The 22916-nt window shown below is 70.1% G+C and carries 19 protein-coding genes; 10 read left to right on the top strand and 9 right to left on the bottom strand.

Translation table 11 applies throughout. From position 1 onward, the window contains the following. Positions 1–30 precede the first annotated feature (30 nt). Both ACZ3I4_RS05065 and ACZ3I4_RS05060 read left to right on the top strand, forming a co-directional pair. Positions 31–771, top strand: coding sequence for an acetoacetate decarboxylase family protein (locus ACZ3I4_RS05065; protein ID WP_465380560.1), 741 nt, complete (start codon positions 31–33; stop codon positions 769–771). Positions 772–945: 174 nt separating this feature from the next. Further along, positions 946–2526 (top strand): methyl-accepting chemotaxis protein, encoded by a 1581-nt coding sequence (locus tag ACZ3I4_RS05060; RefSeq protein ID WP_465380559.1) that lies wholly within the window; start codon positions 946–948, stop codon positions 2524–2526. Between the two features lie 63 nt (positions 2527–2589). On the opposite strand, the gene ACZ3I4_RS05055 is transcribed toward ACZ3I4_RS05060, so the two are convergent. The 3 genes from ACZ3I4_RS05055 to ACZ3I4_RS05045 all read right to left on the bottom strand — a co-directional run bounded on the left by ACZ3I4_RS05055 (position 2590) and on the right by ACZ3I4_RS05045 (position 7313). Next, complete coding sequence (locus ACZ3I4_RS05055) at positions 2590–4104, bottom strand: methyl-accepting chemotaxis protein (protein WP_465380558.1); 1515 nt, start codon at positions 4102–4104, stop codon at positions 2590–2592. Between the two features lie 99 nt (positions 4105–4203). Then, positions 4204–5571: a transaminase gene (locus tag ACZ3I4_RS05050; protein WP_465380557.1), complete on the bottom strand. Its 1368-nt coding sequence runs from the start codon at positions 5569–5571 to the stop codon at positions 4204–4206. A gap of 62 nt (positions 5572–5633) precedes the next feature. Beyond that, positions 5634–7313 (bottom strand): sulfatase-like hydrolase/transferase, encoded by a 1680-nt coding sequence (locus tag ACZ3I4_RS05045; RefSeq protein WP_465380556.1) that lies wholly within the window; start codon positions 7311–7313, stop codon positions 5634–5636. Between the two features lie 153 nt (positions 7314–7466). Here ACZ3I4_RS05045 and ACZ3I4_RS05040 point away from each other — a divergent pair, with 153 nt between their 5' ends. Both ACZ3I4_RS05040 and ACZ3I4_RS05035 read left to right on the top strand, forming a co-directional pair. Beyond that, positions 7467–9860 carry a phosphoketolase family protein gene (locus tag ACZ3I4_RS05040; RefSeq protein ID WP_465380555.1) on the top strand — a complete coding sequence of 798 codons (2394 nt, stop codon included), beginning with the start codon at positions 7467–7469 and terminating at the stop codon, positions 9858–9860. Between the two features lie 18 nt (positions 9861–9878). Continuing rightward, positions 9879–10352 carry a GNAT family N-acetyltransferase gene (locus ACZ3I4_RS05035; protein ID WP_465380554.1) on the top strand — a complete coding sequence of 158 codons (474 nt, stop codon included), beginning with the start codon at positions 9879–9881 and terminating at the stop codon, positions 10350–10352. Here ACZ3I4_RS05035 and ACZ3I4_RS05030 read toward each other — a convergent pair. The 6 genes from ACZ3I4_RS05030 to ACZ3I4_RS05005 all read right to left on the bottom strand — a co-directional run bounded on the left by ACZ3I4_RS05030 (position 10349) and on the right by ACZ3I4_RS05005 (position 16437). Beyond that, positions 10349–10690 (bottom strand): STAS domain-containing protein, encoded by a 342-nt coding sequence (locus ACZ3I4_RS05030; protein ID WP_465380553.1) that lies wholly within the window; start codon positions 10688–10690, stop codon positions 10349–10351. The two genes, ACZ3I4_RS05035 and ACZ3I4_RS05030, sit on opposite strands and share 4 nt — an antisense overlap. Positions 10691–10788: 98 nt before the next feature. Beyond that, a complete protein-coding gene (locus tag ACZ3I4_RS05025; protein ID WP_465380552.1) occupies positions 10789–13020 on the bottom strand; it encodes a putative bifunctional diguanylate cyclase/phosphodiesterase in 2232 nt (743 codons plus the stop codon). 74 nt (positions 13021–13094) lie between these two features. Further along, on the bottom strand, positions 13095–13877 hold the full coding sequence (locus ACZ3I4_RS05020; RefSeq protein WP_465380551.1) for a DUF899 domain-containing protein: 783 nt from the start codon (positions 13875–13877) through the stop codon (positions 13095–13097). Then, positions 13874–14284, bottom strand: a complete 411-nt coding sequence (locus ACZ3I4_RS05015) for a VOC family protein (protein WP_465380550.1) — start codon at positions 14282–14284, stop codon at positions 13874–13876. The genes ACZ3I4_RS05020 and ACZ3I4_RS05015 overlap by 4 nt, the downstream gene beginning before the upstream one ends. Positions 14285–14362: 78 nt before the next feature. Continuing rightward, on the bottom strand, positions 14363–15217 hold the full coding sequence (locus tag ACZ3I4_RS05010; RefSeq protein ID WP_465380549.1) for a glutathione S-transferase C-terminal domain-containing protein: 855 nt from the start codon (positions 15215–15217) through the stop codon (positions 14363–14365). Between the two features lie 665 nt (positions 15218–15882). Further along, positions 15883–16437 (bottom strand): isochorismatase family protein, encoded by a 555-nt coding sequence (locus ACZ3I4_RS05005; protein ID WP_465380548.1) that lies wholly within the window; start codon positions 16435–16437, stop codon positions 15883–15885. A 195-nt stretch (positions 16438–16632) separates the two neighbouring features. On the opposite strand from ACZ3I4_RS05005, the gene ACZ3I4_RS05000 reads away from it, so the two are divergent. The 6 genes from ACZ3I4_RS05000 (at position 16633) to ACZ3I4_RS04975 (ending at position 22810) form a co-directional block, all read left to right on the top strand. Then, complete coding sequence (locus tag ACZ3I4_RS05000; RefSeq protein ID WP_465380547.1) at positions 16633–16818, top strand: hypothetical protein; 186 nt, start codon at positions 16633–16635, stop codon at positions 16816–16818. 39 nt (positions 16819–16857) lie between these two features. Next, positions 16858–19269: a YncE family protein gene (locus tag ACZ3I4_RS04995; RefSeq protein ID WP_465380546.1), complete on the top strand. Its 2412-nt coding sequence runs from the start codon at positions 16858–16860 to the stop codon at positions 19267–19269. A 64-nt stretch (positions 19270–19333) separates the two neighbouring features. After that, positions 19334–20185 carry an ABC transporter permease gene (locus tag ACZ3I4_RS04990; RefSeq protein ID WP_465380545.1) on the top strand — a complete coding sequence of 284 codons (852 nt, stop codon included), beginning with the start codon at positions 19334–19336 and terminating at the stop codon, positions 20183–20185. Between the two features lie 15 nt (positions 20186–20200). Then, a complete protein-coding gene (locus ACZ3I4_RS04985; protein WP_465380544.1) occupies positions 20201–21223 on the top strand; it encodes a taurine ABC transporter substrate-binding protein in 1023 nt (340 codons plus the stop codon). Next, complete coding sequence (locus ACZ3I4_RS04980; RefSeq protein ID WP_465380543.1) at positions 21210–21974, top strand: ABC transporter ATP-binding protein; 765 nt, start codon at positions 21210–21212, stop codon at positions 21972–21974. The genes ACZ3I4_RS04985 and ACZ3I4_RS04980 overlap by 14 nt, the downstream gene beginning before the upstream one ends. Then, entirely contained in the window at positions 21971–22810 is an 840-nt protein-coding gene (locus ACZ3I4_RS04975) for a TauD/TfdA dioxygenase family protein (RefSeq protein WP_465380542.1), read from the top strand. Before ACZ3I4_RS04980 ends, ACZ3I4_RS04975 begins: the two co-directional genes overlap by 4 nt. The last annotated feature ends 106 nt before the right edge of the window (positions 22811–22916 follow it).

Here is a 22916-nt window from a genome sequence, read left to right as displayed (position 1 = left end):
CGACCACCCTGCGCCCGGTAGGGTCGTCCCATGGCGGAGCGCGTGGGCGACGGTGTGTGGACTTTGCAGGGCGAGACGGTCACCCTCCCGGTGGAGATCACGTCGGCCCGCTTGACGTCCGCGGTCTTCACCACGCCGGTCGCCTCGGCCCGCGCCGTCCTCGAGGGCACCCCGCTGCGCCCGTTCTCGCTGCTGGGCCGCGCGTTCGGCGTGCTCATGTGCGTCCACTACGACGAGTGGGCGCTGAAGTCGTACGACGAGGTCGGCGTCGGCCTGCTCGTGCGCGGCCCGTCCGGCCCGCCCGGCCTGCACTTCGCCGACCTGCCCGTGACCGGCGCCTTCACCCGCGAGGCGGGCCAGGATTTCTGGGCCCTGCCGAAGTGGCTGATGGACGCCGACCTGCGTTTCTCCAAGATGGAGACCGACGTCGTGGTGCGTGACCGCGCCGACGAGGTGATGCGCGCGTCGTTCCGCCACGGCCGGTTCCGCCTGCCGTTCGACCTCCGCTCGTCGCTGCCCGCGTGGTCCTATATGGAACACGGCGCCCAGGCCGGCAAGCTGCTGCGCGGCGTCGTGCCGATGCATCTCTCCGGCGTACGCCTGGGCCGCGGCGCCTTCCGCGTGGGTCTGGGCCGGCACCCGATGGCCGCCCGGATGAGGGCCCTCGGCATGGGCAGCAAGCCGCTGCTGACCGTTCATGCCGACCACTTGCACGGCTCGCTGGCCGAGTTTCAGCAGGTGACCATCAGCCCTAGCCTCCTAGGACGCTAGCCGCGCAAGTGCTCACCCGTCCCACGAGTCGCTGATGTAGTGAACGCGGCCCGGCCGGGGCTCTATCCGCTTAGCGTAAGGGCGGATCTTGGCCGGAACTGTGTCGCGACTTCTCACCTGGGGGCCGCCGGTGCCGATCTGCGTCTTCGCACGTCAGGACAGAGAGGCACAGGCATGGGACTGGTAGGGGCTTTCGACAACCGTTCGCTGCGCACCAAGATCGGAACGGCTGTCCTGGTGGGCACCGTCAGCGGTCTCGTGGTGGGTGGCGTCTCCATCGCGACCTTGCGGGGCCAGAACAGCGACACGGCCGCCGCGCAGCGCAAGACGATCGTGCTGGAGTCGGCGGCCGGTCAGTTCGCCAAGAACATCGAGGCGTTCAGCGGCAACAATTCCAGCCTGCGTCTCTATCCGACTTTGGCCGAGGGCATCCGCAAGAACATGGATGCCAACAAGGCCGCCATCACCAAGGCGCTCGACGAGCTGGACGCGGCCTTCGACGGCGACTCCACGGGCAGTTCGGCCTCGGCCAAGGCCCGCACGGACTGGGAGGCCTACCTCGCCTTCATCGGCACCGACCTCAGCAAGGCGACACCCGCGCAGCTGGCGGCCGCGGTCGAGACGTACGAGAAGCTCTACGGCGCCCTCAACGCCGACCAGAACGCGCTGCTCGAGCGGGCTCGTGCCCTGGGGGAGGAATCGATCGCGCAGTCCGAGCGGGAGACCTCCGCCGCGACCTGGCTGGTGACGGGTCTGCTGGCCGCGGGGGTGCTGGCCAGCCTGCTGCTCGGCTTCCGGGTGGCCGGCCGGGTCCGCAACAGCGTCCGCGAGGTGTCCCGGGTGGCCGAGGGGCTGGCCGAGGGCGACCTGACCCGGACATCCGGCGTGGTGTCGGACGACGAGGTGGGCCGGATGGCCGCCTCGCTCGACCAGGCCGTGGCCCGGCTGCGCCAGGACGTCGTGACGCTGGCCGGCAACGCCAGCACGCTGCACTCGGCCTCCGGGCAGCTCAGCGCGGTCTCGGGGGCCGTCGACGCGGCCGCCTCGGAGGCGTCGTCGCAGGCCGGCACGGTCGCCGCGGCCGCCGACGCGGTGTCGAACAACCTGCAGGTCGTCTCGTCGGGCTCGCAGGAGATGGGTTCGGCGATCCGGGACATCAGCGTCTCGACCACCGAGGCGACCGAGGTCGCCGTGCAGGCCGTCGAGGTCGCCTCGGCCACGAACGCGATCGTGGCCCGGCTCGGCGAGTCGTCCAGCGAGATCGCGTCGGTGGTCAAGACGATCACCGCGATCGCCGAGCAGACCAACCTGCTCGCGCTCAACGCGACGATCGAGGCCGCGCGGGCCGGTGAGTCCGGCAAGGGCTTCGCGGTGGTCGCGGGCGAGGTCAAGGATCTGGCTCAGGAGACGGCGAAGGCCACCGAGGACATCTCGCGACGGGTGCAGACGATCCAGGGCGACACCGGCAACGCGGTGACGGCGATCGGCGAGATCTCGGCGATCATCGAGCGGATCAACGGCATCCAGATGACCATCGCTTCGGCGGTGGAGGAGCAGACCGCGACCACGCAGGAGATGAACCGCACGTTGTCCGAGGCGGCGGCGGGCGCGGGTGACATCGCGGCCACGATCGGCAGCGTCTCGCAGGCCACTCAGCGGACGACGGCCTCGGTCGGCGAGACCCGGCACGCCGCCGACGACCTGGCCACGACGGCGACCCAGCTGCAGGCCCTGGTGTCCCGCTTCCGCTACTGATCGAGACAAGAACGAAGGCGGCCCCCGGTTCGGGGGCCGCCTTCTTGTTCTGCCGTACGGGGTTCAGTGCTCGAAGGCGTGGGCCATCTCGGCCTGCTCCTCGAGCACTTCGCCGATCCGGGCCTGGACGGCGTCCAGCTGGGCGATGGTGTCGCTGGTGCTGCGAATCCCGCCGGCCACCGACTCGGCGCTCGACTGCAGGGCGGCGATCTGCTCGGAGACCTTCTTGGTGGCGTCCGCGGTCTCCCGGGCCAGTTCCTTGACCTCACCCGCGACCACGGCGAAGCCCTTGCCGATCTCCCCGGCCCGGGCGGCCTCGATGGTGGCGTTGAGGGCCAGCAGGTTGGTCTGGTCGGCGATCGACGAGATGATCTGGATGACGTCGCCGATCGCCGCGGACGCGTCGTTGAGCGAGGCCACGTCGCCGGTCATGTCCGAGGCCCGCCCGACCGCCTCGTCGGCGACCCGGCTGGCGTCGGCGGTGGCCGTGCGCAACCGGTCGACGGTGTCGAGCAGCGCCCGGGCGTTGCCGGCCGCGGTCTCGGCGCCACGCACCACGTCGAGGCGCTGCGAGACCAGCTGCTGCACGTTGCGCAGGGCGTCCATCCGGGATTCCGACAGGTCGACGTATTCGGTGGTGAAGAAGTCCATCGTGCCGATGATGCGGTCGCTGCTGAGGATCGGGAAGCAGACGCCGGAGCGTACGCCCGCCCGCTGGGCCGCGGGCGCGCGGACGCAGTCGGTGAGCTGGCCGATGTCGCGGATGAAGACCAGGTCACGGGCCCGCCAGGCGCGTCCGGACAGTCCGACACCCTCGGCGAACGTCGCGGCCAGGGTCACCTTCTTGAACTCGTCGCCCGCGGTGCCGCTCTCGACGGCGAACTTGAGCACGTTCTCGTTCTCGTCGATCTGCCAGTACGACCCGTACGCCCAGTGGAAGGCGGTGCGGACGGCGTCGAGCGCGGCCCGGAGCGCGACCTGGGAGTCGGTGGTGTGGCCGAGGGCGGCGACGACGTTGGTGACGGCGAGCCGGTCGTCGGCCACCTGCTGGGTGTAGTGCCGGGTGAGGGCGGCCACCCGGGCCTGCTCGGCGACGCGGGCGATGGCGCCCCACTTGCTGATCAGGGCAGCGTCCGGCGAGGTTTCGGAGGACGTGTAGTACTCCATCACGGCGGTCACCCGGTGGGCCGTGCTGATCGGAATGGCCACGCCGGCCTTCGCGCCCGCGCGCACGGCGGCGGCCAGGCGGGGGTCACCACCGGTGGCGGTCGCGTTCGAATAGACGGGGTGACGGCTGCGGATCGCCTGCTGCACGAGGCCGGACGGGGTGCCGGTGAGTGCACCGGTCATCCCGCCGACCTCGTACTCGAGCCGCGGCGTGCCGTTGTCGACGACCCAGACGGCGACATACTCCCAGCCGTAGAACTCCTGGTTGGTGGACGCATAGATACGCCAGCTGCTGGCCTCGTCGGTCACGCCCTCGAGGTTGATCACCAGCTCTTCGAGGGCCTCGACGTCGCGGGGTGGCGTGCGCTGAGGCGCGGGTTCGAGTTCTACCCGCCTTCCGAACAGACCCATGATGTCAGGCTACGAGTGTATTGACCACTTTATGACGGTAACGCGAAACCCCGGCCGCGGGCCGCACCGTATCGGTTTCCGCCGATACGGTGCGGCGTCCTAGGCGGTGAGCTCGCCCAGCGCCGCCGTGAAGATCTCGTGGTGGCGCTCGACGTCGGCCGTGGTCGTCTGGGGCGCCATCAGCACCATGTTGTGGAACGGAGTGAGCAGCACACCGCGGTTGGCCAGATACGTGTGCAGGAAGTCCTCGAGCTCGGCATCGGCGGCGGCGGCCGACTCGGTGCCGTTGCGCGGGGCCGGATCGGTGAACCGGTATTCGACGCGGGCGCCCAGCCGGCTGACCGACCACGGGAGCCCGTACCCCTCAATGATCTTGACGAGACCGGTGGCAAACGCGGTGGCCGTGGCGATCATGCCCTCGAAGGCCTGATCGGTGAGCACCTGTTCCAGGCAGGCCCGCGCGGCCGCCATCGACACCGGGTTGCCGGCCAGCGTGCCGCCGACCCCGCCCATGTCGACCAGATCCAGATCCGTGCGGCTCAGCAGCGTCTCGGCCAGGGCGGCGCTCAGCCCGTACGCGCCGATCGGGATGCCGCCGGCGATCGCCTTGCCGATGGTCAGCACGTCGGGCTCGAGACCCCACGCCGCGGTGGCGCCGCCCGGCCCGGCCGAGAACGTGTGCGTCTCGTCGTTGATCAGGTAGGTGCCGTACTTCCTGGTCAGCTCGCGTACCCCGGCCAGATAGCCGGGCTCGGGCAGCACGATGCCGATGTTGGTCAGGGCCGGCTCCATCAGCACCGCGGCCACGTCGCCGTTCGCCAGCTCCCGCTCCAGGCCCTCGAGGTCGTTGAACTCGGCCACCCGGCTGGTCACCGTGACGTCGGTCGGCGCGCCGACGTTGCCCTCGCGGCTCTGCCCCCGCCCGTCGGGCCCCACGACGATCAGCGACTCGTCGACCGAGCCGTGGTAGCAGTAGCTGTTGACCAGGATCTTCGGCCGTCCGGTCACCGCGCGCAGCAGCCGGATGGCCCACCGGTTGGCGTCCGTGGCGGTCAGGGCGAAGCTCCAGTACGGGATCCCGAAGCGCCGGGCCAGCTCCGCGCCGACCGCCGCCGCGTCCTCGGTCGGCAGCATGGTGGTGGCGCCGCCCAGGCCGCCGAGCCGCCGGGTGACCGCCTCGACCACCGGCGCCGGGGAGTGGCCGGCCATCGCGCCCGTGTCACCCAGGCAGAAGTCCAGGTATTCGTGGCCGTCGACGTCGGTGATGCGGTTGCCGCGGGCCGTCTCGAAGTAGATCGGGAAGCCCGCGGCGGTCTTGTTCATCCAGGTCATCGGCACGCGGCCGAACAGGTTGTCGGCGCGCTGATAGGCGGCGGCCGACCGGGGGCGCCGCTCGGCGAAAGCGGCACGTTCGCGGGCGGCCAGGGCGGCGAGTCGAGCGCGATCAACTCCGGAATCCGTTGACATGGCGCGACGCTACCAACAATTCCTGCCCGTACGGGAGACCCCGCGACTGATTCCGCAGGAACTCAGGGGGCTGAGGTCTGTTGACCGAACGCCGTGAAGAACTTGTCGCGGAAGTCGCTCATCGGCCAGACCGGCGTCTCCGGCCGTGGGCGCAGCCCCTCGGTCCAGCCCCAGCCCGCGATCCGGTCGAGCACCCGCGGGTCCTTGGCCACGACGGTGATCGGCACGTCGTGGCTCGCGCCCGCGCCGGCCGCGATGGGGGACGGCTGGTGGTCGCCCAGGAACACCATCACCAGGTTGTCGTCGCCGTACAACTTGATCCAGTTGATCAGCGACGTCAGCGAGTAGACGATCGACTTGCCGTACTCGGCGCGGACCTTCTTGGGCTCGGCCCACAGCGCCTTGGGCTTCTGACCCGCGGCCGCCATGGTCGTGTAGATCGAGCCGTCGCCGACCTGGTCCCAGTCGGGCAGGTAGTCGGGGATCGGCGCCCACGGGGTGTGGCTGGAGACGAGCGGCATCTCGATCATCAGCGGGCCCCGGCCCGGCTTCTGGTACTCGATGGTGTTGAGCTGCTTCAGCGTGTACTGGTCGGGCATCGGCGACCAGCTGAACTTGGGACCCTGGTAGCCGAGGTTGCGCGAGTCCCACACGGTGTCGTACCCGTAGAAGTTGCCCTCCGGCCAGGCCCGCGTGGCCCCCGGCATGACGCTGACGGTGCGGTACTCGTTCTGCTTGAAGGCCCTGGTCAGGGTGAGCCGGTCGCTGGAGACGAGGTTGCGGTAACGCTGCTCGTTGTTGATCCACAGCCCGGATTCGAAGGTGGCGTGGGCGAGCCAGCTGCCGCCGCCGAAGGTGGGTGAGGTCAGCCAGCCGCTGCGGGCGGCGAACCCGGCCCGGCTCAGCTCGGCGGCGCCGCTGTCGAGCACCGGGCGGGTGACCGGCGAGAGCGCGATCCCCTCGACGGCGCTGCGGCCGTAGCTCTCGACGAACGTGAAGATGACGTCCTTGCCCTTGAGCGCGGTCAGCATCTGGGCCGGCGGGACGGTCTTGAACGCGTCCTGCTGGACCTCCTTGCGGAAGTTGGCGCCGTCGCGCAGGCCGGCGCGGGCCTGGTGGGCGCGGTCCCACGTGTACGTGGCGGTGCTGCGCGCGGCGACCGGGACGGTGCCGGTGATCGAGAGGCCGAGCGCGAAGGTGAGCCCCCAGGCTACGGCCATGCCGCCCGCGGTGATCGCCGACCGCTTGCGGCGCCGGGCCACCAGCTCGCCCACACGCAGGACGGACCAGCTGGTCACGGCCAGGATGGTCACGACCAGCAGGAGGATCGCGGCGACAGCGGCGATCGAGGCCGGGCGGCCGTACGAGTCGACGGCGAAGCTGAACGCGTCGTCGAACAGGACCCAGTCGAGCACCGGGTCGAACGGGCGGTTGAGCTCCTCGAAGAACCCCATGTCGAGGCACTTCTCGATGACCAGGAGCCCGACGATCGTCCCCGCGACGACCGCGAACACCTTGCGCGCCCGCGACGGCAGCACGACGAGCAGGCCCAGGATGACCGCGCCCTCGACCGGGATGCGGGCGAAGCCGACCGGGGTCAGGCGGGACACCACGTTGGGAAAGATGAGCGCCGCGAAGAGCAGGACCGCGGCGGTGATCGTCAGCGTGAGCTGGATCCGGGGCCGCCGGAAGAAGCGGGCGAGGCGGGCGCGGCGGTTCTCGACGGCTGGCGGGCCGTCCACGTTCTCTGGCACGCCATGGGGAACGGATGGACCGGGCTCGTCGGTTCAGTGACACGCGAAAGTCACTTCGACCCGGTACCAAAGACTCTATTGGCCCGCGAGGGGTAGGCATAGCGTCGACGCCAACGACCGGATGACTGGAAGGACCAGCGAGTGACTACGGCTGTCTCCGATCTGCTGCCCACGCTCGACGAGGCCGATCTGAACCGGCTCGACGCGTGGTGGCGGGCCGCCAACTATCTGACCATCGGCCAGATCTATCTGCAGGCGAACCCGTTGCTGCGTGAGCCGCTGAAAGCGGAGCACATCAAGCCGCGGCTGCTGGGTCACTGGGGCACGAGTCCCGGCCTGTCCTTCGTCTACGCCCACGTGTCGCGGCTCATCCGGCACACCGGTCAGGACGCGATCTATCTGACCGGCCCCGGCCACGGCGGTCCGGCGCTGGTCGCCGCCGGCTATCTCGAGGGGACGTATTCCGAGATCTACCCGGACGTGACCCGCGACGAGCCGGGCCTGCGCAAGCTGTTCCGCCAGTTCTCCAGCCCCGGCGGCATCCCCAGCCACGTGTCGGTGACCACCCCGGGCTCGATCCACGAGGGCGGCGAGCTGGGATACGTCCTGGTCCACGCGTTCGGCGCGGTCATGGACAACCCCGATCTGCTGGCGATCGCCGTGGTCGGCGACGGCGAGGCCGAGACGGGCCCGCTCGAAGGCTCGTGGAAGGGCGTCTCCTTCCTCAACCCGGCCCACGACGGCGCGGTGCTGCCGATCCTGCACCTCAACGGCGCGAAGATCTCCGGGCCCACGGTGCTGGGCCGCAAGGACCCGGCCGAGGTGCGCGAGCTGCTCAGCGGCCACGGCTACGAGGTGATCGAGGTCGAGGGTGACGACCTGCCCGGCATGCACCACCGGTTCGCGGCCGCGCTGGCCGAGGCGTGGGGCCGCATCCGCACGATCCAGACGTCGGCCCGCGAGGGGGAGTGGGACGGCGCCCGCCCGAGGTGGCCGCTGATCGTGCTGCGCACCCCCAAAGGCTGGACGGGCCCCGACGAGGTCGACGGCATCAAGGTGACCGGCACCTTCCGGTCCCACCAGGTGCCGCTGGCCGGGGTCCGCGACAACCCCGAGCACCTGGCGCTGCTGGAGAAGTGGCTGAAGTCGTACCGGCCGGAAGAGCTCTTCGACGACCAAGGCGCGCCGGTCGCCCTGCTGCGCGAGCAGGACCCGACGGGCGACCTGCGGATGAGCGCCAGCCCGCACGCCAACGGCGGGGTGCTGACCCGCGAGCTCGACCTGCCCGACTTCCGCGACTACGCGATCGACGTGCCCAAGCCGGCCACGCTGCGGGCCGAGTCGACCCGCAAGCTCGGCGAGTTCATGCGCGACATCTACCGCGACAACGCCGACCGGTTCCGGCTGTTCTCACCGGACGAGACCAACAGCAACCGGCTCGGGGCGGTGTTCGAGGTGTCCGAGCGCGCGTTCATGGAAAAGGTCTACCCCGGCGACGTGGCCATCGGCCCCGGCGGCCGCGTCATGGAGGTGCTGTCGGAGCACAACTGCCACGGCTGGCTCGAGGGCTACACGCTGACCGGCCGGCACGGCCTGTTCGCCACCTACGAGGCGTTCGCCATGGTCAGCGCCTCGCAGACCATCCAGCACGGCAAGTGGCTGGAGGAGGCCGACCACCTGCCCTGGCGGGCCAAGGTGCCCAGCCTCAACGTGCTGCTGACCTCGACGGCGTGGCGCAACGACCACAACGGCTTCAGCCACCAGGGCCCGGGCCTGATCCAGAACGTGCTCACCCAGCGCGGCACGGTGAGCCGGGTCTATCTGCCGCCGGACGCGAACTGCCTGCTCTCGGTGGCCGACCACTGCTTCCGCTCGAAGTCCTACATCAACCTGATCGTCATCGACAAGCAGCCGCAGCTGCAGTGGCTGACGATGGACGAGGCGCTCGAACACTGCGCCCGCGGCGCCGGCATCTGGAACTGGGCGGGCACCGACGACGGCGCCTCCGACCCCGACATCATCCTGGCCTGCGCCGGTGACGTCGTCACGATGGAGACGGTCGCGGCCGCCCAGATCCTGCGGGACAAGCTGCCCGGCATGCGGGTGCGGGTGGTCAACGTGGTCGACCTGATGACGCTGGTGCGGCCCAAGGACCACCCGCACGGCATGGGCGAAACCCTGTTCACCGAGCTGTTCACCGACACGGTCGACGTGGTGTTCGCCTTCCACGGCTATCCGGGGGCGATCCACCAGCTGGTGCACGGGCGGCCCGACGCCGACCGGTTCCGGGTGCGCGGCTTCATCGAGCAGGGCACCACGACCACGCCGTTCGACATGACGGTCCGCAACAAGGCCTCGCGCTACCACTTGGTGATGGACGCGATCAACAACGCCCGCCGGCTGCCGCAGGGCGCCGCCGAGCTCAAGGAGTGGTGCCAGTCGCAGCTGGCCCGCCACGAGCAGTACGTGGTGGAACACCTGGAGGACATGCCCGAGGTGCGCGACTGGTCGCTGGGGGACTGGGCCACGTCCTGACTGGCTATCCTCGGCGGGGTGCTGATCAGGGAAGCGAACGCGGGGGACCGGTCCTTTCTGGAGCGGATCGTGCTGGAGGCGTACAACTGGTCGGAGCCGCGCTTCACCCTCGAGTGGGTGCGCTCCGACCAGATGGCCCAGCGCTATGTGGCCGGTTTCCCGGCGCCCGGCGACCTGGGCGTGGTGGCGGCCGTCGACGGGTGCGACGTGGGCGCGGTCTGGGGCCGGGCGCTGCCGGCCGACCGGGCCGGCTACGGCTTCGTGGCGCCCGGCATCCCCGAGCTCACCGCCGGGGTGCTGCCCGGCGCGCGCGGCCAGGGGATCGCCACGGCGCTGCTGTCGTCGCTGATCGCGCTGGCCCGCAAGCGCGGCCTGCCGGGTCTGAGCCTGAGCGTGGAGGACGGCAACGCCGCCCGCCACCTCTACGAGCGCGCCGGCTTCGAGGTGGCCGGCCGCAACGGCAATTCCGACACGATGCTGCTGAGGCTCTAACCCGCCGAGCTGTCCGAGCTCATCGAGCTGTCCGCCAGCAGGATGCCGTCGAGATGCGCGACCTGCAGCACCATGCGCACCATCGGGGTCGGCTCGTGCAGGGTCAGCGTGGCGCCCCGGGCCGCGGCCGCCTTGCGCGCGGCGACGAGCACACCGATGCCGCTCGAGTCGAGGAAGGCCACCGACCGCATGTCGACGTCGATGTGGGCCACCTCGGCCCCGTCCACAATGCTCCGCAGCACGTCGCGCAGCACGTCGACGGTCTCGAGGCTGATGTCGCCCTCGGGCGCCACTGTCATCCGGTCGCCGTGGCGTTCGAGCCGGTACTCCAACGACATGCTCACTCCGTCGCTCTGCTCCGAAAAGGGGACCGCCGCATTACCCTGGTCAACGGCGATCAAACGTGTCAACCGCGGTGATTCACCCCGTCGCTTGATCAGGCGACGACGGTTTCACCTTCCGCGGCGATCGCGGCGGACAGCGCGAAGTCGGGATCCGCGACCGGCCGGCCGTAATGGTAGCCCTGAAGGTAGCGGTACCCGAGCCGGTGCAACGCCTCGGCCTGCGCCGCCGTCTCCACCCCCTCGGCCACCGCCGACAGGCCCAGACCCGAGCTGACCTGCAGCAGCGCCTCGGCGATCACGGTGTGGCGGCCCGCCTCGGTCACGTTGTCGACAAACGACTTGTCCACCTTGAGGATGTCCACCGGTACGGTCTGCAGCAGACCGAGCGACGAATGCCCAGTCCCGAAGTCGTCGAGCGCGATCCGCACGCCGAGCGCGCGCAACTCGTGCAGCGCGATGACGGCCTGACCGCCCTCGAACACCGCCGTCTCGGTCACCTCGACGGCCAGGCACGACGCGGGCAGCCCGCTGTCGGCCAGCGCCGCGGCCACCGTCGCGGCGAAGTGCGGGCGGGCCAGCTGACGCGCCGACACGTTCACGCTCACCCGGCCGGGTGCGGCGTCGCCGAGCGTCGCGCGCCACTCGGCCAGCCGGTGACAGGCGGTCCGTAGAATCCACTCGCCCAGCTCGACGATCAGGCCGTTGCGTTCGGCGACCGGGATGAACGCCGCCGGGCTGACCATGCCGCGCACCGGGTGCTCCCAGCGCACCAGCGACTCGACGGCGGCGACCCGGCCCGACGGCAGTTCGACGATCGGCTGGTAGACCACCCGGAACTGGTGATTGTCGAGCGCGGTCCGGATCTCCGCGCCCAGGCTCACGACCTCACCCGCGCGTTCGTCCAGCGCGGGCGTCCACCGGCGTACGGGCTCACCGGTCTGCTTGGCCGCGTACATGGCCGACTCGGCCTGCCGCATCATCTCGATCGGGGTGAGTCCGGCGCCGCCGGCCAGGCCGATCGCCACCCCCACGTACAACTCGTGACCGGTGACGACCACCGGGGCGCTCAGCGACGACGTCAGCAACGAGGCGAGCGTCCGGGCCTCGTCCGCGCTGGCGGAGGTGAGCAGCACGGCGAACTCGTCGCCGCCGATCCGCGCGACCACCGACGACTCCGGAGCGACCGCGCGTACCCGCCCGGCCATCGACGACAGCACCCGGTCGCCGATCGGCCGGCCGAGCTCGTCGTTGACGTTCTTGAAGCCGTTCAGGCCGAGCAGCAGCATCTGCGGACGTCCGGCGCCGAGCGCATCGCTCAGCGCCAGCTCGAACCGGCGGCGGCTGGCCAGCCCGGTGAGCGCGTCAAACATCGCGGCCCGCGTCAGCTCGGCCGACTGGCGGCGCACCTCGAACACAAAACCGGACATCCGGGCGATGACCAGCACGATCAGCGCGGCCGCGCCGACCGCCACCGAGAAACGGCCGACCGGGTCGGCGCCGATGTGCGGAACGAGCAGCAGCGCGGGCGCGAGCAGCGAACAGACGCCGAACAGCAGCAGCCGGCCCCGGCCGACCCGGGCCGACACGCGGCCGGTCGCGGGGGGCGCCGCCATCGACGGGTGCAACGCGGCGACACCCCACATCACGTACCCGAGCAGGAAGATCGGATCGGTCGGATGCGTACTTGCGTCGGAGTAGAGGGGGATCAGCGAGAAGGCGGTGTCCGCGACGAGCATCAGCGTCGTGCCGAGCACGAGCAGATGAACACTCAAACTGCGCGAGCCGCCACTGGTGAACAAGCGCGCGAGCAGGGTCAGCAACAGCACGTCGGCGACCGGGTAGGCGATCGTTACGACGTGTTCGACCAGCGTCTGACCGGCATCGGCGGCCACCGGATACAACACGAAGATCCAGAAGACCAGGGCCAGGCCGGTCGCGACGATGGCCGCGTCGATCAGGTCGCCCATGGTGCTGCGGCGCTGTCGCACCAGCAGCAGCAGACCCACCACAAACATCGGGTACGAGGCCAGATAGAACGCGTCGGCCAAGGACGGGTAGGGCGACAGGTCCAGGACGTTCTCGTAGATCGCCCAGGTCAGGTCGCCGAGCACGAACGACGCCTGCCCGGCCGCGAACCACCGCCACATCGCCGGCCGCTCGGGCCGGTGCAGGCGCAGACCGAGCAGGATCGCCACCACCGTCGTGGCGCCGATGGCGTCATAGACGAGGTTCGCGGAGGTGCCGCCGAAGGGCAGCACGTAATGACCGGTGATCGCGGCCACTCCGGCCACGAGCCACCAGATCCACAACCGTCCGTGCCTCACGACCGGTCATCGGGCTGCGGTGGCGACGAACTGAGCCAGTGTCATCGACTTCACACGACGCTGTCCGCGACCGGCTAATACCTATCCGGTACGCGCAAGTTCGGACCGCCGACCTGCAACCCGAGCGGCTCCGCGCGACCTTGCGGCTCCTCCCACTCCTCTTGCCGCCCCAGCACGGTCAGGTCGAGCCACGGGTAGCCGTTGTGAAAGTCCTCGATGCCCCGCCCGAACGTCGAATACGTGTGAAAGACGTCGCCGCCCACCCGCAGGAACGCGCTGATCCCCGGCACCTCCTCGCCGTTCATGCTCTCCAGCCACGGCCCGCCGGTCCACGGCGTGCCCGCCCCGGCCAGCTCGTCCTCCGTGCGGAAATGCAGCATCACGGGCGCGACGGTGTTGTCCAGCGTCGCGTGGAAGTCGTAGTTGAAATCGCTCCCGTACGACGACAGCCACGGAAACGTCCACCCCAGGCGCCGTTGATAAGCGGCAATCTTCCCGTACGGGGCCCGCGAGACCGCCACGAGCGAGGTGTTGCGCACGTGCAACTGCCGCAGCCGCCCGATCTGATCCGCCGCCGACGAACAACTGGAACAGGCCTCCTCCCAGCCCGGCGCGAACATGAAATGGTGCATCACCAGCTGGTCCCGCCCGTCAAACAGCTCGGCCAGCCCGACCCGCCCGTCCGGCCCTTCGAACGCGTACGCCTTATCGACCTTGACCATCGGCAGCCGGCGGCGCTGAGCGTTGAGCCGGGTGCGGGCCCGCGTCAGCTCCTTCTCCTGGGCCAGCAGCTCGCGCCGGGCCGTCATCCAATCCTCGCGCGACACCACCGGCGGCAAATTCCCCATCCTGGTCATGCCTCCGCCCGCCCCGGCGCTTCAGCCCGTTTCCGCAGCGGCGAGTGGTCACCGACAAGCCACAGATGCCCGTACGGGTCGAAGAAGCCACCCTGCCGATGCGGACTCCAAGGCATCTCGTGATCCCGCACCGGATCGTGATTCTCCGCACCCGCAGCCGTGGCCCGCGCCACGAGAGCGTCCGGGTCCCCGGTGAAAATCTCCACCCGCACGGTCGTCGTGCCGGTCCGATGCGGCGTGTCCCACCGGTTGTTGGCCGGCTCGGCCACAAAGAAGGGCGCGCCGTCGAGTTCGAGCCCGATGACCGAACCCAGATTCCACAGTTCGGAGGCCCCGAGCGCGCGCTGATACCAGGAGGACGCCTCGGCCGCGTCGGGCACGGCAAGCATCAACGAAATGGCAGTCATCCCCCCAGTGTCAGCCCTGCCGTCGCATCACTGCTGCCCCAGCGTCCGTCCGGCCCGAGCGTCCGGCCTGCAGCGGCGTCAGTCCCACTGGGGCAGGATGGCGCCCGGCCTGGCAAAGGCCGCGAAATCGGTCGTCTTGCGGAACGCGGGCAACCGATAAAGCGCGCGGGCGTAACGCCACAGATGCGGATACACGTGCAGCCCAGGATTGATCGTGCGCAACGCGTTGGGCCCCACGTCATAGCGCACGAGCGTCACCCACAACCGAACGTCCGCCTCGGTGAGCACGTCGCCGACCAGATAGTCCCGGCGTGACAGCCGCCCGTCGAGCAGTTCAAAAGCATCGAGCAGCCCCGTACGCGCGGCGCCCGGCCCCACAACCGCCGCCTCGTTGACCGCCGGCCGCAGCCACCGATCCAGTTCGTCGATCTGCTGCCGCAGGTGCACCGGATAAGTGTCCACCGCCCCCTCATCGGCCAGATGCCGAAACCCGGTCGCCAAATCAATCCCGATCCCGGTCGCATCGTTGCTGACCACCCGCGAGCCGAACCGATCCCACAACGTAGGGACGGCCACATGCCCCCGAAAGCCCTCGACCGTAGCCTCATAGGCCTGCCGCAGCAGCGTGAACCCGTTGACGGGATCCGGCCCATAACGCTCCCGGAACGCCCATCCCCGCCCGTCCCGCGCCCCATCGACATAAGACATGGTCACGATGTCGTGCAGCCCCGCCAGCTCCCGCGTGATAGCCACCCGATGCGACCACGGGCAAAACCACCCGCCATACACGTGATACCGAAACGGCCGAGCGGTGAACTCCCCGTCCCGCGTGATCCGCCCGCGGAACCCCACCACAGGCTCAACGTCGTAAGTGCCGTAGGTAGCCACATCAACAGGCCCAGCCAGCTGCACAAGCCCCGACCCACGCGCCATGGAGCACCCTCCCTGCGACCAACTCCCGCCGACCACCCCTCCCGCCACTCTGAAACACCAGTCGACGCAAGTCAACGTCCCCTATAGGCAAACTAGGCAATAACGTTCCGCTGACCAGTGCCGCCGGCTGCCCGCCGCAACGTGCCGCCGGCTGCGCGCCGCGGGCAGCAGGCCTTCGGAGAGACGGGTCGGTTGCCAACCGGCTCTGCTTGCGCGTGGAGGGGGTCAGGACGCCCGCCGGGGCTGAAGCCCGATGTGCGCAGAGCGTCGCCGGCCCGACGTGGGCAGGGGGCTGAAGGTCCGACGTGCGCATCGTGTGATCACGGCCGGGCGGGCAGAGACTGGAGGTCGCGGGCGACGTTCGCCGGGTTGGGTTTCGCAAGGTGCCGGGCCGCCTCGACGTGGAATCGATGGGCACACGCCGGCTCCGCCTCTCGACCACCATGCCTCCGCGCTATCGGCCGACGTGCGCCATGGCGCTGCCGCTCCGACGTACGCCAAGGCGATGACGGCCCGAGGCAGGCAGCACGCTCTCGCCGGACGGCGGACAGCGCTGCCCCGACCAGCGAGCCGCCGGTGGCCCGCTGCGTCTGCCCGCAACGGGGCGCGCCGACGGAGCCGCTACGGACGGGACGGTGCCGTGGGCGGGGGCGAGGGGGGACGGATCAGGGGGTGAAGGCGACCTCCTTGGTGGTGGCCGTGCCGGCTGTGCGCCCGGGGGCTGTCTGGTAGGTCCAGTAGAGGTTGGTGTGGGCGATCACCTGGGCCGGCGGGGGAGCGCCGTAGGAGGTCAGGTCTTCGGTGGTGTGGGCGTCGCTCACGAGGAGGGTGTCGTAGCCGCGGATGAAGGCGCCGTGCAAGGTGGAGCGGATGCAGGCGTCGGTCTGGGCTCCGGTGACGATCAGGCGGCCCACTGCTCGGTCGGCCAGCACGGATTCGAGCCGCGTGTCTTCGAACGAGTCGCCGTACTGTTTTTCGATCACCGCGTCGCCTGGCGCGACCGGTAAGGACGGCTCGAGCTGCCAATTTTCGGTGCCTCGGACCAGCCTGTCGTCGGTCTGCTGCACCCAGATGACCGGAATGTCCTCCTCGTGGGCGCGGGCGGCCAGTGAGGCGATGTTGGCGATCACGGTGTCGCGGTCGTGGCCGGCGGCGACCACGCCGCTCTGCACGTCGACAACCAGCAAGGCCGTGCCGGGGCGGTCTTGAAGAGTGGTCATGGGGATCCTCCTTCAACAGGTGCGAGGAAGACGTTAGACCGACCCTCTGACAAAAATCGTGAACCGACCGGAGCCGGGCGCCGTTTGAACAAGGCCAGGACCGGACCGATCAGGGGCGATGAGCATCGATGTGCGGTTGTGTTGAACCCGGTGGACCGGACGTCCGTATCTCACGGTATGTGGGATGACGGGCGGTTGCTGGCAGCGCTCGCCGCGCTGCCGACCGAGACCTTCATCGAAGGTCCGGACGACGACGATCTCCAATGGCGGCGGACGGCCCGGCGGCTGCGTCGCGAACTCGGCGCACAAGCGGCCTATCCCGCGCTGCCCCCGGGGCACGTTGCCCCGGTTCTCCAGCTTCGGCCACACCCGGCCGACTGATCAGGTCGGCCGTCCACTTCCAGACGGGGCGGTGACCAGATGACTTCAGCAAGCCTGCCGGAACGACTCGCGGCGGTCGAGGAGCTACGTGACCAGGCCCAGAGCGAGGACCGGGACACTGCGGTGGCGGCGAGAGCTTCCCTCGTACGCATGATCACCGACGACAGCCCCGAAGTGTCCGCGGCCGCCGGGCAGGCCCTGGCCGAGACCTCGATCTCCCTGGTCCCGCCGAGGATCGACTTCGGACCCGTCTCGCCCGGTACGCCGCGCCTCTCGGCCGTGGTCGGCATCCAGGGATCGCCGATGGCCCTGGCCTCCAAGATCAAGGTGACCGGCTCGGGTCTGCGCGCCCGCATCGCCGGCGGCCAGCTGCAGGTGCAGTGGCAGCCCGGCGACCGCGCGCTGACCGGCATGATCTCGCTCGACGGCCCGGCGGGCGCGGCCGACCTGCCGGTGACCGGCCACATCGGATCCGAGCAACTTACCCCCGCGCCGCTCAGCCGTGGGCAGTTCAGTCCTGGGCCGCTCACCCCTGAGCCAATCGAAACCGAGCCGATCGGGACCGAGCCAATCGAAACCGAGCCGATCGAAACCGAGCCGATCGGGACCGAGCCGGTCGGAACTGCGCCGATCGGAACCGCGCCACTTGGGCTGGTCAGGCCCGATCCGATCGGTTCCGAGCCACTTACACCCGGGCTGGTCACGCCGGAGCCGATCGGTTCCGAGCCACTTACACCCGGGCTGGTCACGCCGGAGCCGATCGGTTCCGAGCAGTTCGCGGCTGCGCTGCTCACTCCCGAGCCGATCGGAACCGAGCCGCTCGAAACCGGACCGCTCGGCCCCTGGCCACCCGAGTTCGAGCCGCGGGAACCCGAGCCGCCCACAACGGAGGCAGCAGGCACCGAGCCGCAGGCTGTAAAACCAGAGACCCCTGCGCTGGATGCAAGCGAGCCACTCCGTGCCGGACATACGGACGCCGCACCGCAAGAAGATGACCCCCTTGAGACCTGGCCGTTCGACCTGCAGGAGCCACTGCGTGCCGGGCAGCCGGACACCGGGCCTCGAGATGCCGATCCGCTCGAAGCCTGGCCGTTCGAAACGCACCGCACCGAGCCGTTCGAGACCTGGCCACTCGAGACCGACCCGACAGAAGGCGAACCGCCACAGCCCGACGAAAGCAGCCCGCAAGGTCGCCAGCCGCTCCGGTTCAAGCCGCTGGCCGGTGTCACCGTCAGTCGCGGACCCGTCTTCCCGCCACAGCCCGGCGCTCCGGAGAAGTCCCGGAGGCGCACCAAGGGCCTGATCATCGCCGGAGCGACCGCCCTGGTCCTCCTGGCCGGCACCGGACTTGCCGCTGCCGTAACCCAGCAGGGCGAACAAGCACCACCCGCCCAGCAGGGCGAACAAGCACCACCGGCCCAGCAAGGCGAGCAGGTGCCACCCGCCCAGCAAGGCGAGCAGGCGCCGCCGGCTCAGCAGGAGCAGGCCGGCGACCAGCAACAGCCAGGCGCTGCCGAGCAGGGCCAGGACAAGGGGAGCGGCGAAGCGAAACGGCCCAGCCTCGACAAGCCGGCCGTAATTGGGACGATCAAGGTGGGCGACGAACCCGAGGGCGTAGCGGTGTCGCCCGACAGTCGCACGCTCTACGTGGCCAACCAGAGCTCCCGCATCCTCTCCGTAGCCGACCTCCCCACCGGCCAGGTCCGGAACGTCACGCTGCGCAACACCCCGCGATTCGTCACCGTGTCGCAGGACGGCGAGCGCGTCTTCGTCTCCATGTACGAGGACGACCTCAGCGGCAGCGGCGTGGCGGTAATCGACGCGGGAACGCTCACCGTCCGGCAGAACCTCAAGACCGGAGTTCAGCCGTACGCGCTGGCCGTGGCCCCGGACGGCAGGCTGTGGGTGCCCATTCACGGCGGCCGCAACGTCGAGATCTACCAGGCCGACAAGCTCACCGGCCGTGTCTTCGTGCCGGAGAACCCGCACGCCGTCTCGTTCGACCAGCAGGGGCAGCGGGCCTTCACCCCCGACCACGAGTCGAGCACGGTCTCGGTCATCGACACGCGCACCGACCGTCGCCTGCGCTCGATTCCGGTCAGCGCCGCCCCGCACAGCCTGGCCGTGTCACCCGACGGCCGTACGGTGGTGGTCGCCTGCTTCCAGGCCGGCGCCGTCGACCTGATCGACACCAAGACGCTGGAACGCCGGGGCCCGTTCCGGGTCGGCCGCAAACCGCAGGCTGCGGCGTTCGCGACCGATTCAGCCCATGCGTACGCCGTCAACGAGGGCAGCGATTCGGTGTCGGTGGTCGATCCCGGCACGGGCCGGATCACCGCGACGGTCCCGGTCGGCCGGAGCCCGCGCACGATGGCGGTGGCCCCCGACGGCCGGTTCGCGTACGTCTCGAACGGGGGCGATGACACGGTAACCGTGCTGCGAGTCGGCTGAGGAAGAGTCCAGCAGCCGGGACGCCCGCTTGCCTTAAACCGATAGGGCAGGTAGGAAATGACGCGTGACCATCTCGTTGTCCGCGCCGCCTGCCCCGCCGGCCGTCGAGCGGCGTTCCCCGCTGGCGCCCCAGGGCGGACGCCGGCGCCGGTTCGTGCTGCGGCTGGTGGCCCTCGTCGTCCTCTACGGACTGTGGGAGCTGGCCGCCCGCACGACTCAGAACCCCACGTTCATCCCGTCCCCGGGCGCGGTCTGGCATCAGCTGATCCAGACCTCCACCACCCATGACGGCGTACGAGGTTACAGCGGTCACCTGCTGATCGAGCACCTCGGCATCTCGCTGCGGCGCATCCTCATCGGCTCGGTGATCGGTGTCGCCGGCGGCCTGGTGATCGGCGTGCTGATGGGCGTGGTCCCGTGGCTGCGGGTCGTCACCGAGCCGGTCGTCACGTTCGTACGGGCGCTCCCGCCGCTCGCCTATTTCAGCCTGTTCATCATCTGGTTCGGCATCGACGAGACCCCCAAGCTGTGGCTGCTTTCGATCGCCGCGCTGCCCCCGGTCGCCGTGGCCACCGCGGCCGCCGTGCAGGGCGCGCCCACAGGCCTGGTCGAGGCGGCCCGCGCACTCGGAGCGGGCCGCTGGGCGGTCGTACGGGATGTGACTCTGCCGAACGCGCTGCCCGAGATCTTCACCGGTGTGCGGCTCGCGGTCGGCATGGCGTACAGCTCGGTCGTCGCCGCCGAAACCATCAACGGCGTCCCCGGCATCGGCGGCATGGTCCGCGACGCGCAGCGCTATTCGCAGACCGACGTCGTCGTGCTCGGGCTGTTCGCCATCGGCCTTTCCGGCCTGCTCATCGACGCCCTGCTGCGGACGGCCGAAAACAGGCTGATCCCGTGGCGGGGCCGTGCATAGAAAAAGGGTTCCGACATGAAGCGACTTCTGGCCGCCGGCGTTGCCGTCCTCCTGCTCGCCGGCTGCGGCAACGGCGCCGCAAGCGGGGGCGGGGACGCCGACAAGAAAACGATCCGCATCGCCTACCAGGCGTTCCCCAGCGGCGACCTGGTCGTCAAGAACCAGGCGCTGCTCGAGAAGGCCCTGCCGGACTACCAGATCACCTGGACCAAGTTCGACTCCGGGGCCAGCATCAACACCGCGTTCGTGGCCAAGAGCATCGACATCGCCGCCATCGGGTCCAGCCCGGTCGCGCGCGGCCTGTCGGCGCCGCTGAACATCCCGTACAAGGTCGCCTTCGTCCTTGATGTGGCGGGCGACAACGAAGCGCTGGTGGCTCGCAACGGCAGCGGCGTGACCGATGTGGCCTCGCTCAAGGGTAAGAAGGTGGGCACGCCGTTTGCGTCGACCGCGCACTACAGCCTGCTGGCCGCGCTCGACCGGGCCGGCCTGGCCGAGAAGGACGTCAACATCGTCGACCTGGAGCCGCAGGACATCCAGGCCGCCTGGACGCGCGGGGACCTCGACGCGGCGTACACGTGGCTGCCGTCGCTGGCCGAGATCAAGAAGAGCGGGAAGGTGCTGATCTCCAGCCGCGAGCTGGCGACGGCAGGCAAGCCGACCCTCGACCTGGGTGTCGTGTCGACGGCGTTCGTCGAGGCGCACCCGGAGGCGGTGGACGCGTGGCGCAAGGTGGAGGCGCAGGCTCTCGACCTGATCGCCGCCGACCCGGCCGCCGCGGCGAAGTCGATCGGCGCCGAGCTCAACCTCAGCCCGGCCGACGCGCAGGACCAGCTGTCGCAGGGCGTCTTCCTCAAGCCGGCCGATCTGGCCTCCGACGAGTGGCTGGGCACGCCGGACAAGGTCGGGCAGCTGGCCGGCAACCTGGTCAGCGCGGCCGAGTTCCTCAAGGGCCAGCAGAAGATCGACGCGGTGCCCGCCCTGGCCGACGTGCAGAAGGCCATCTACGTCGAGGGGCTGCCCGGTGTCCTCGGCTGACGCCATCCGGTTGCACGACGTCGAGCACCGCTACGGCGACGTCACCGCGGTCGGCCCGGTCGAGCTGACGGTGCCCGAGGGCGAATTCCTCGTCCTGGTCGGGGCGTCCGGCTGCGGCAAAAGTACGCTGCTGCGCCTGATCGCGGGTTTCGAGGAGCCCACCTTCGGCACCGTACGCACGTCGGGTGAGCCGCCCGTGCCCGGGCGCGGCGCCGGACTGGTCTTCCAGCAGCCGCGCCTGTTCCCGTGGCGCAGCGTGGGCGGCAACATCGCGATGGCCCTGCGCTACGCCGGCCAGCCCGCCTCGGCGGCCGACGTGGACCTGCTGCTCGAACGGGTCGGCCTGCACGACGTCGCCCGGCGGCGCACGTGGGAGATCAGCGGCGGGCAGCAGCAGCGGGTGTCGATCGCCCGGGCGCTGGCCGTCGACAATCCGTTGCTGCTGCTGGACGAGCCGTTCGCTGCCCTGGACGCGCTGACCCGCGAACGCCTGCAGGAGGACCTGCGCAAGGTCAGCCACGACACCGGCCGTACGTGCGTGTTCGTCACCCACAGCGTCGACGAGGCGGTGTTCCTGGGCAGCCGGGTCGTCGTGCTCACCCCGCGGCCCGGCCGGATCGCCCTCGACCTGCCGATCGACCTGCCGCGCACCGGGCTGGCCCCGGACGAGCTGCGCGGCCTGCCCGAGTTCGCCGCCCTGCGCGCCGAGGTGGGCGCGGCGGTCCGATCCCGTACGGAGGTACCCGCATGATCTTCGATGAGTTGTCCCCGCACTTCGGCGCGATCGTCCACGGCATCGACCTGACCAAGGTGTCCGACGCCGACGTGGCCGACATCCGGGCCGCGCTGGTGGAGCGCAAGGTGCTGTTCTTCCGCGACCAGACGCTCGACGACGACGGGCAGATCTCGCTGGGCCGGCGGATCGGCGAGCTCACCGCCTCGCATCCGGTGGTGGCCGGCGTCGACGCGGAACACCCCGAGGTGTACGCCCTGGACAGCACCGACAACGGTTTCGCCGACGTGTGGCACACCGACGTGACGTTCATGCGCCGCCCACCCCTGGGCTCGATCCTGCGCGCGGTCACCCTGCCGCCGACCGGTGGCGACACGAACTGGACCGATGCTGAACTAGCTCATGACTCGCTTTCGGCTCCCGTACGGGACCTGGTCTCGACGTTGACCGCAGTGCACGACGGCAACCGCGAGTTCGGCTACTACCTCGCGCAGCGCCGCGGCGGCCGGGGCAACGAGTGGGACGGCGAGGTCGTGACCAAGCTGGAACCGATCGAGCACCCGGTCGTCCGCGTGCACCCCGAAACCGGCCGGCGGGGCATCTTCGTCAACCCCGGCTTCACGTCCCACATCGTCGGCGTGTCCGAGTTCGAGAGCCGGGCCATCCTCGACCTGCTCTACGCCCACTTGACCAAGCCCGAACACATCGTCCGCCACCGCTGGCGCCCCGGCGACGTGGCCATGTGGGACAACCGGAGCACGGCCCACTACGCCAACCGCGACTACGGAACCGAACGCCGAGTCATGCACCGAATCACCCTGCGCGGCGACGTCCCGGTTGGAGTCAACGCCTGACTAGCTCGGCGGCCCCCTCGACCAGCCTGATCGGTCGAGGGGGCCGCCGGCGTGTCCAACCTGCGCTGCCGGATTCCACGCGCCCGGTCCCCGTGCCTTTCCCAGG

It is taken from the genome of Actinoplanes sp. NPDC021490 (genome assembly GCF_055562135.1).
Note: the sequence above shows the minus strand (reverse complement) of the source record. Positions and strands in the feature narration are given on the sequence as shown.

What these genes read in the sequence shown, in the direction of transcription:
- ACZ3I4_RS05065 (WP_465380560.1), top strand. Translation starts at nt 31, where the DNA reads ATGGCGGAGCGCGTGGGCGACGGTGTGTGGACTTTGCAGGGCGAGACG.
- ACZ3I4_RS05060 (WP_465380559.1), top strand. Translation starts at nt 946, where the DNA reads ATGGGACTGGTAGGGGCTTTCGACAACCGTTCGCTGCGCACCAAGATC.
- ACZ3I4_RS05055 (WP_465380558.1), bottom strand. Translation starts at nt 4,104, where the DNA reads ATGGGTCTGTTCGGAAGGCGGGTAGAACTCGAACCCGCGCCTCAGCGC.
- ACZ3I4_RS05050 (WP_465380557.1), bottom strand. Translation starts at nt 5,571, where the DNA reads ATGTCAACGGATTCCGGAGTTGATCGCGCTCGACTCGCCGCCCTGGCC.
- ACZ3I4_RS05030 (WP_465380553.1), bottom strand. Translation starts at nt 10,690, where the DNA reads ATGTCGTTGGAGTACCGGCTCGAACGCCACGGCGACCGGATGACAGTG.
- ACZ3I4_RS05020 (WP_465380551.1), bottom strand. Translation starts at nt 13,877, where the DNA reads ATGACCAGGATGGGGAATTTGCCGCCGGTGGTGTCGCGCGAGGATTGG.
- ACZ3I4_RS05015 (WP_465380550.1), bottom strand. Translation starts at nt 14,284, where the DNA reads ATGACTGCCATTTCGTTGATGCTTGCCGTGCCCGACGCGGCCGAGGCG.
- ACZ3I4_RS05010 (WP_465380549.1), bottom strand. Translation starts at nt 15,217, where the DNA reads ATGGCGCGTGGGTCGGGGCTTGTGCAGCTGGCTGGGCCTGTTGATGTG.
- ACZ3I4_RS05005 (WP_465380548.1), bottom strand. Translation starts at nt 16,437, where the DNA reads ATGACCACTCTTCAAGACCGCCCCGGCACGGCCTTGCTGGTTGTCGAC.
- ACZ3I4_RS04995 (WP_465380546.1), top strand. Translation starts at nt 16,858, where the DNA reads ATGACTTCAGCAAGCCTGCCGGAACGACTCGCGGCGGTCGAGGAGCTA.
- ACZ3I4_RS04985 (WP_465380544.1), top strand. Translation starts at nt 20,201, where the DNA reads ATGAAGCGACTTCTGGCCGCCGGCGTTGCCGTCCTCCTGCTCGCCGGC.
- ACZ3I4_RS04975 (WP_465380542.1), top strand. Translation starts at nt 21,971, where the DNA reads ATGATCTTCGATGAGTTGTCCCCGCACTTCGGCGCGATCGTCCACGGC.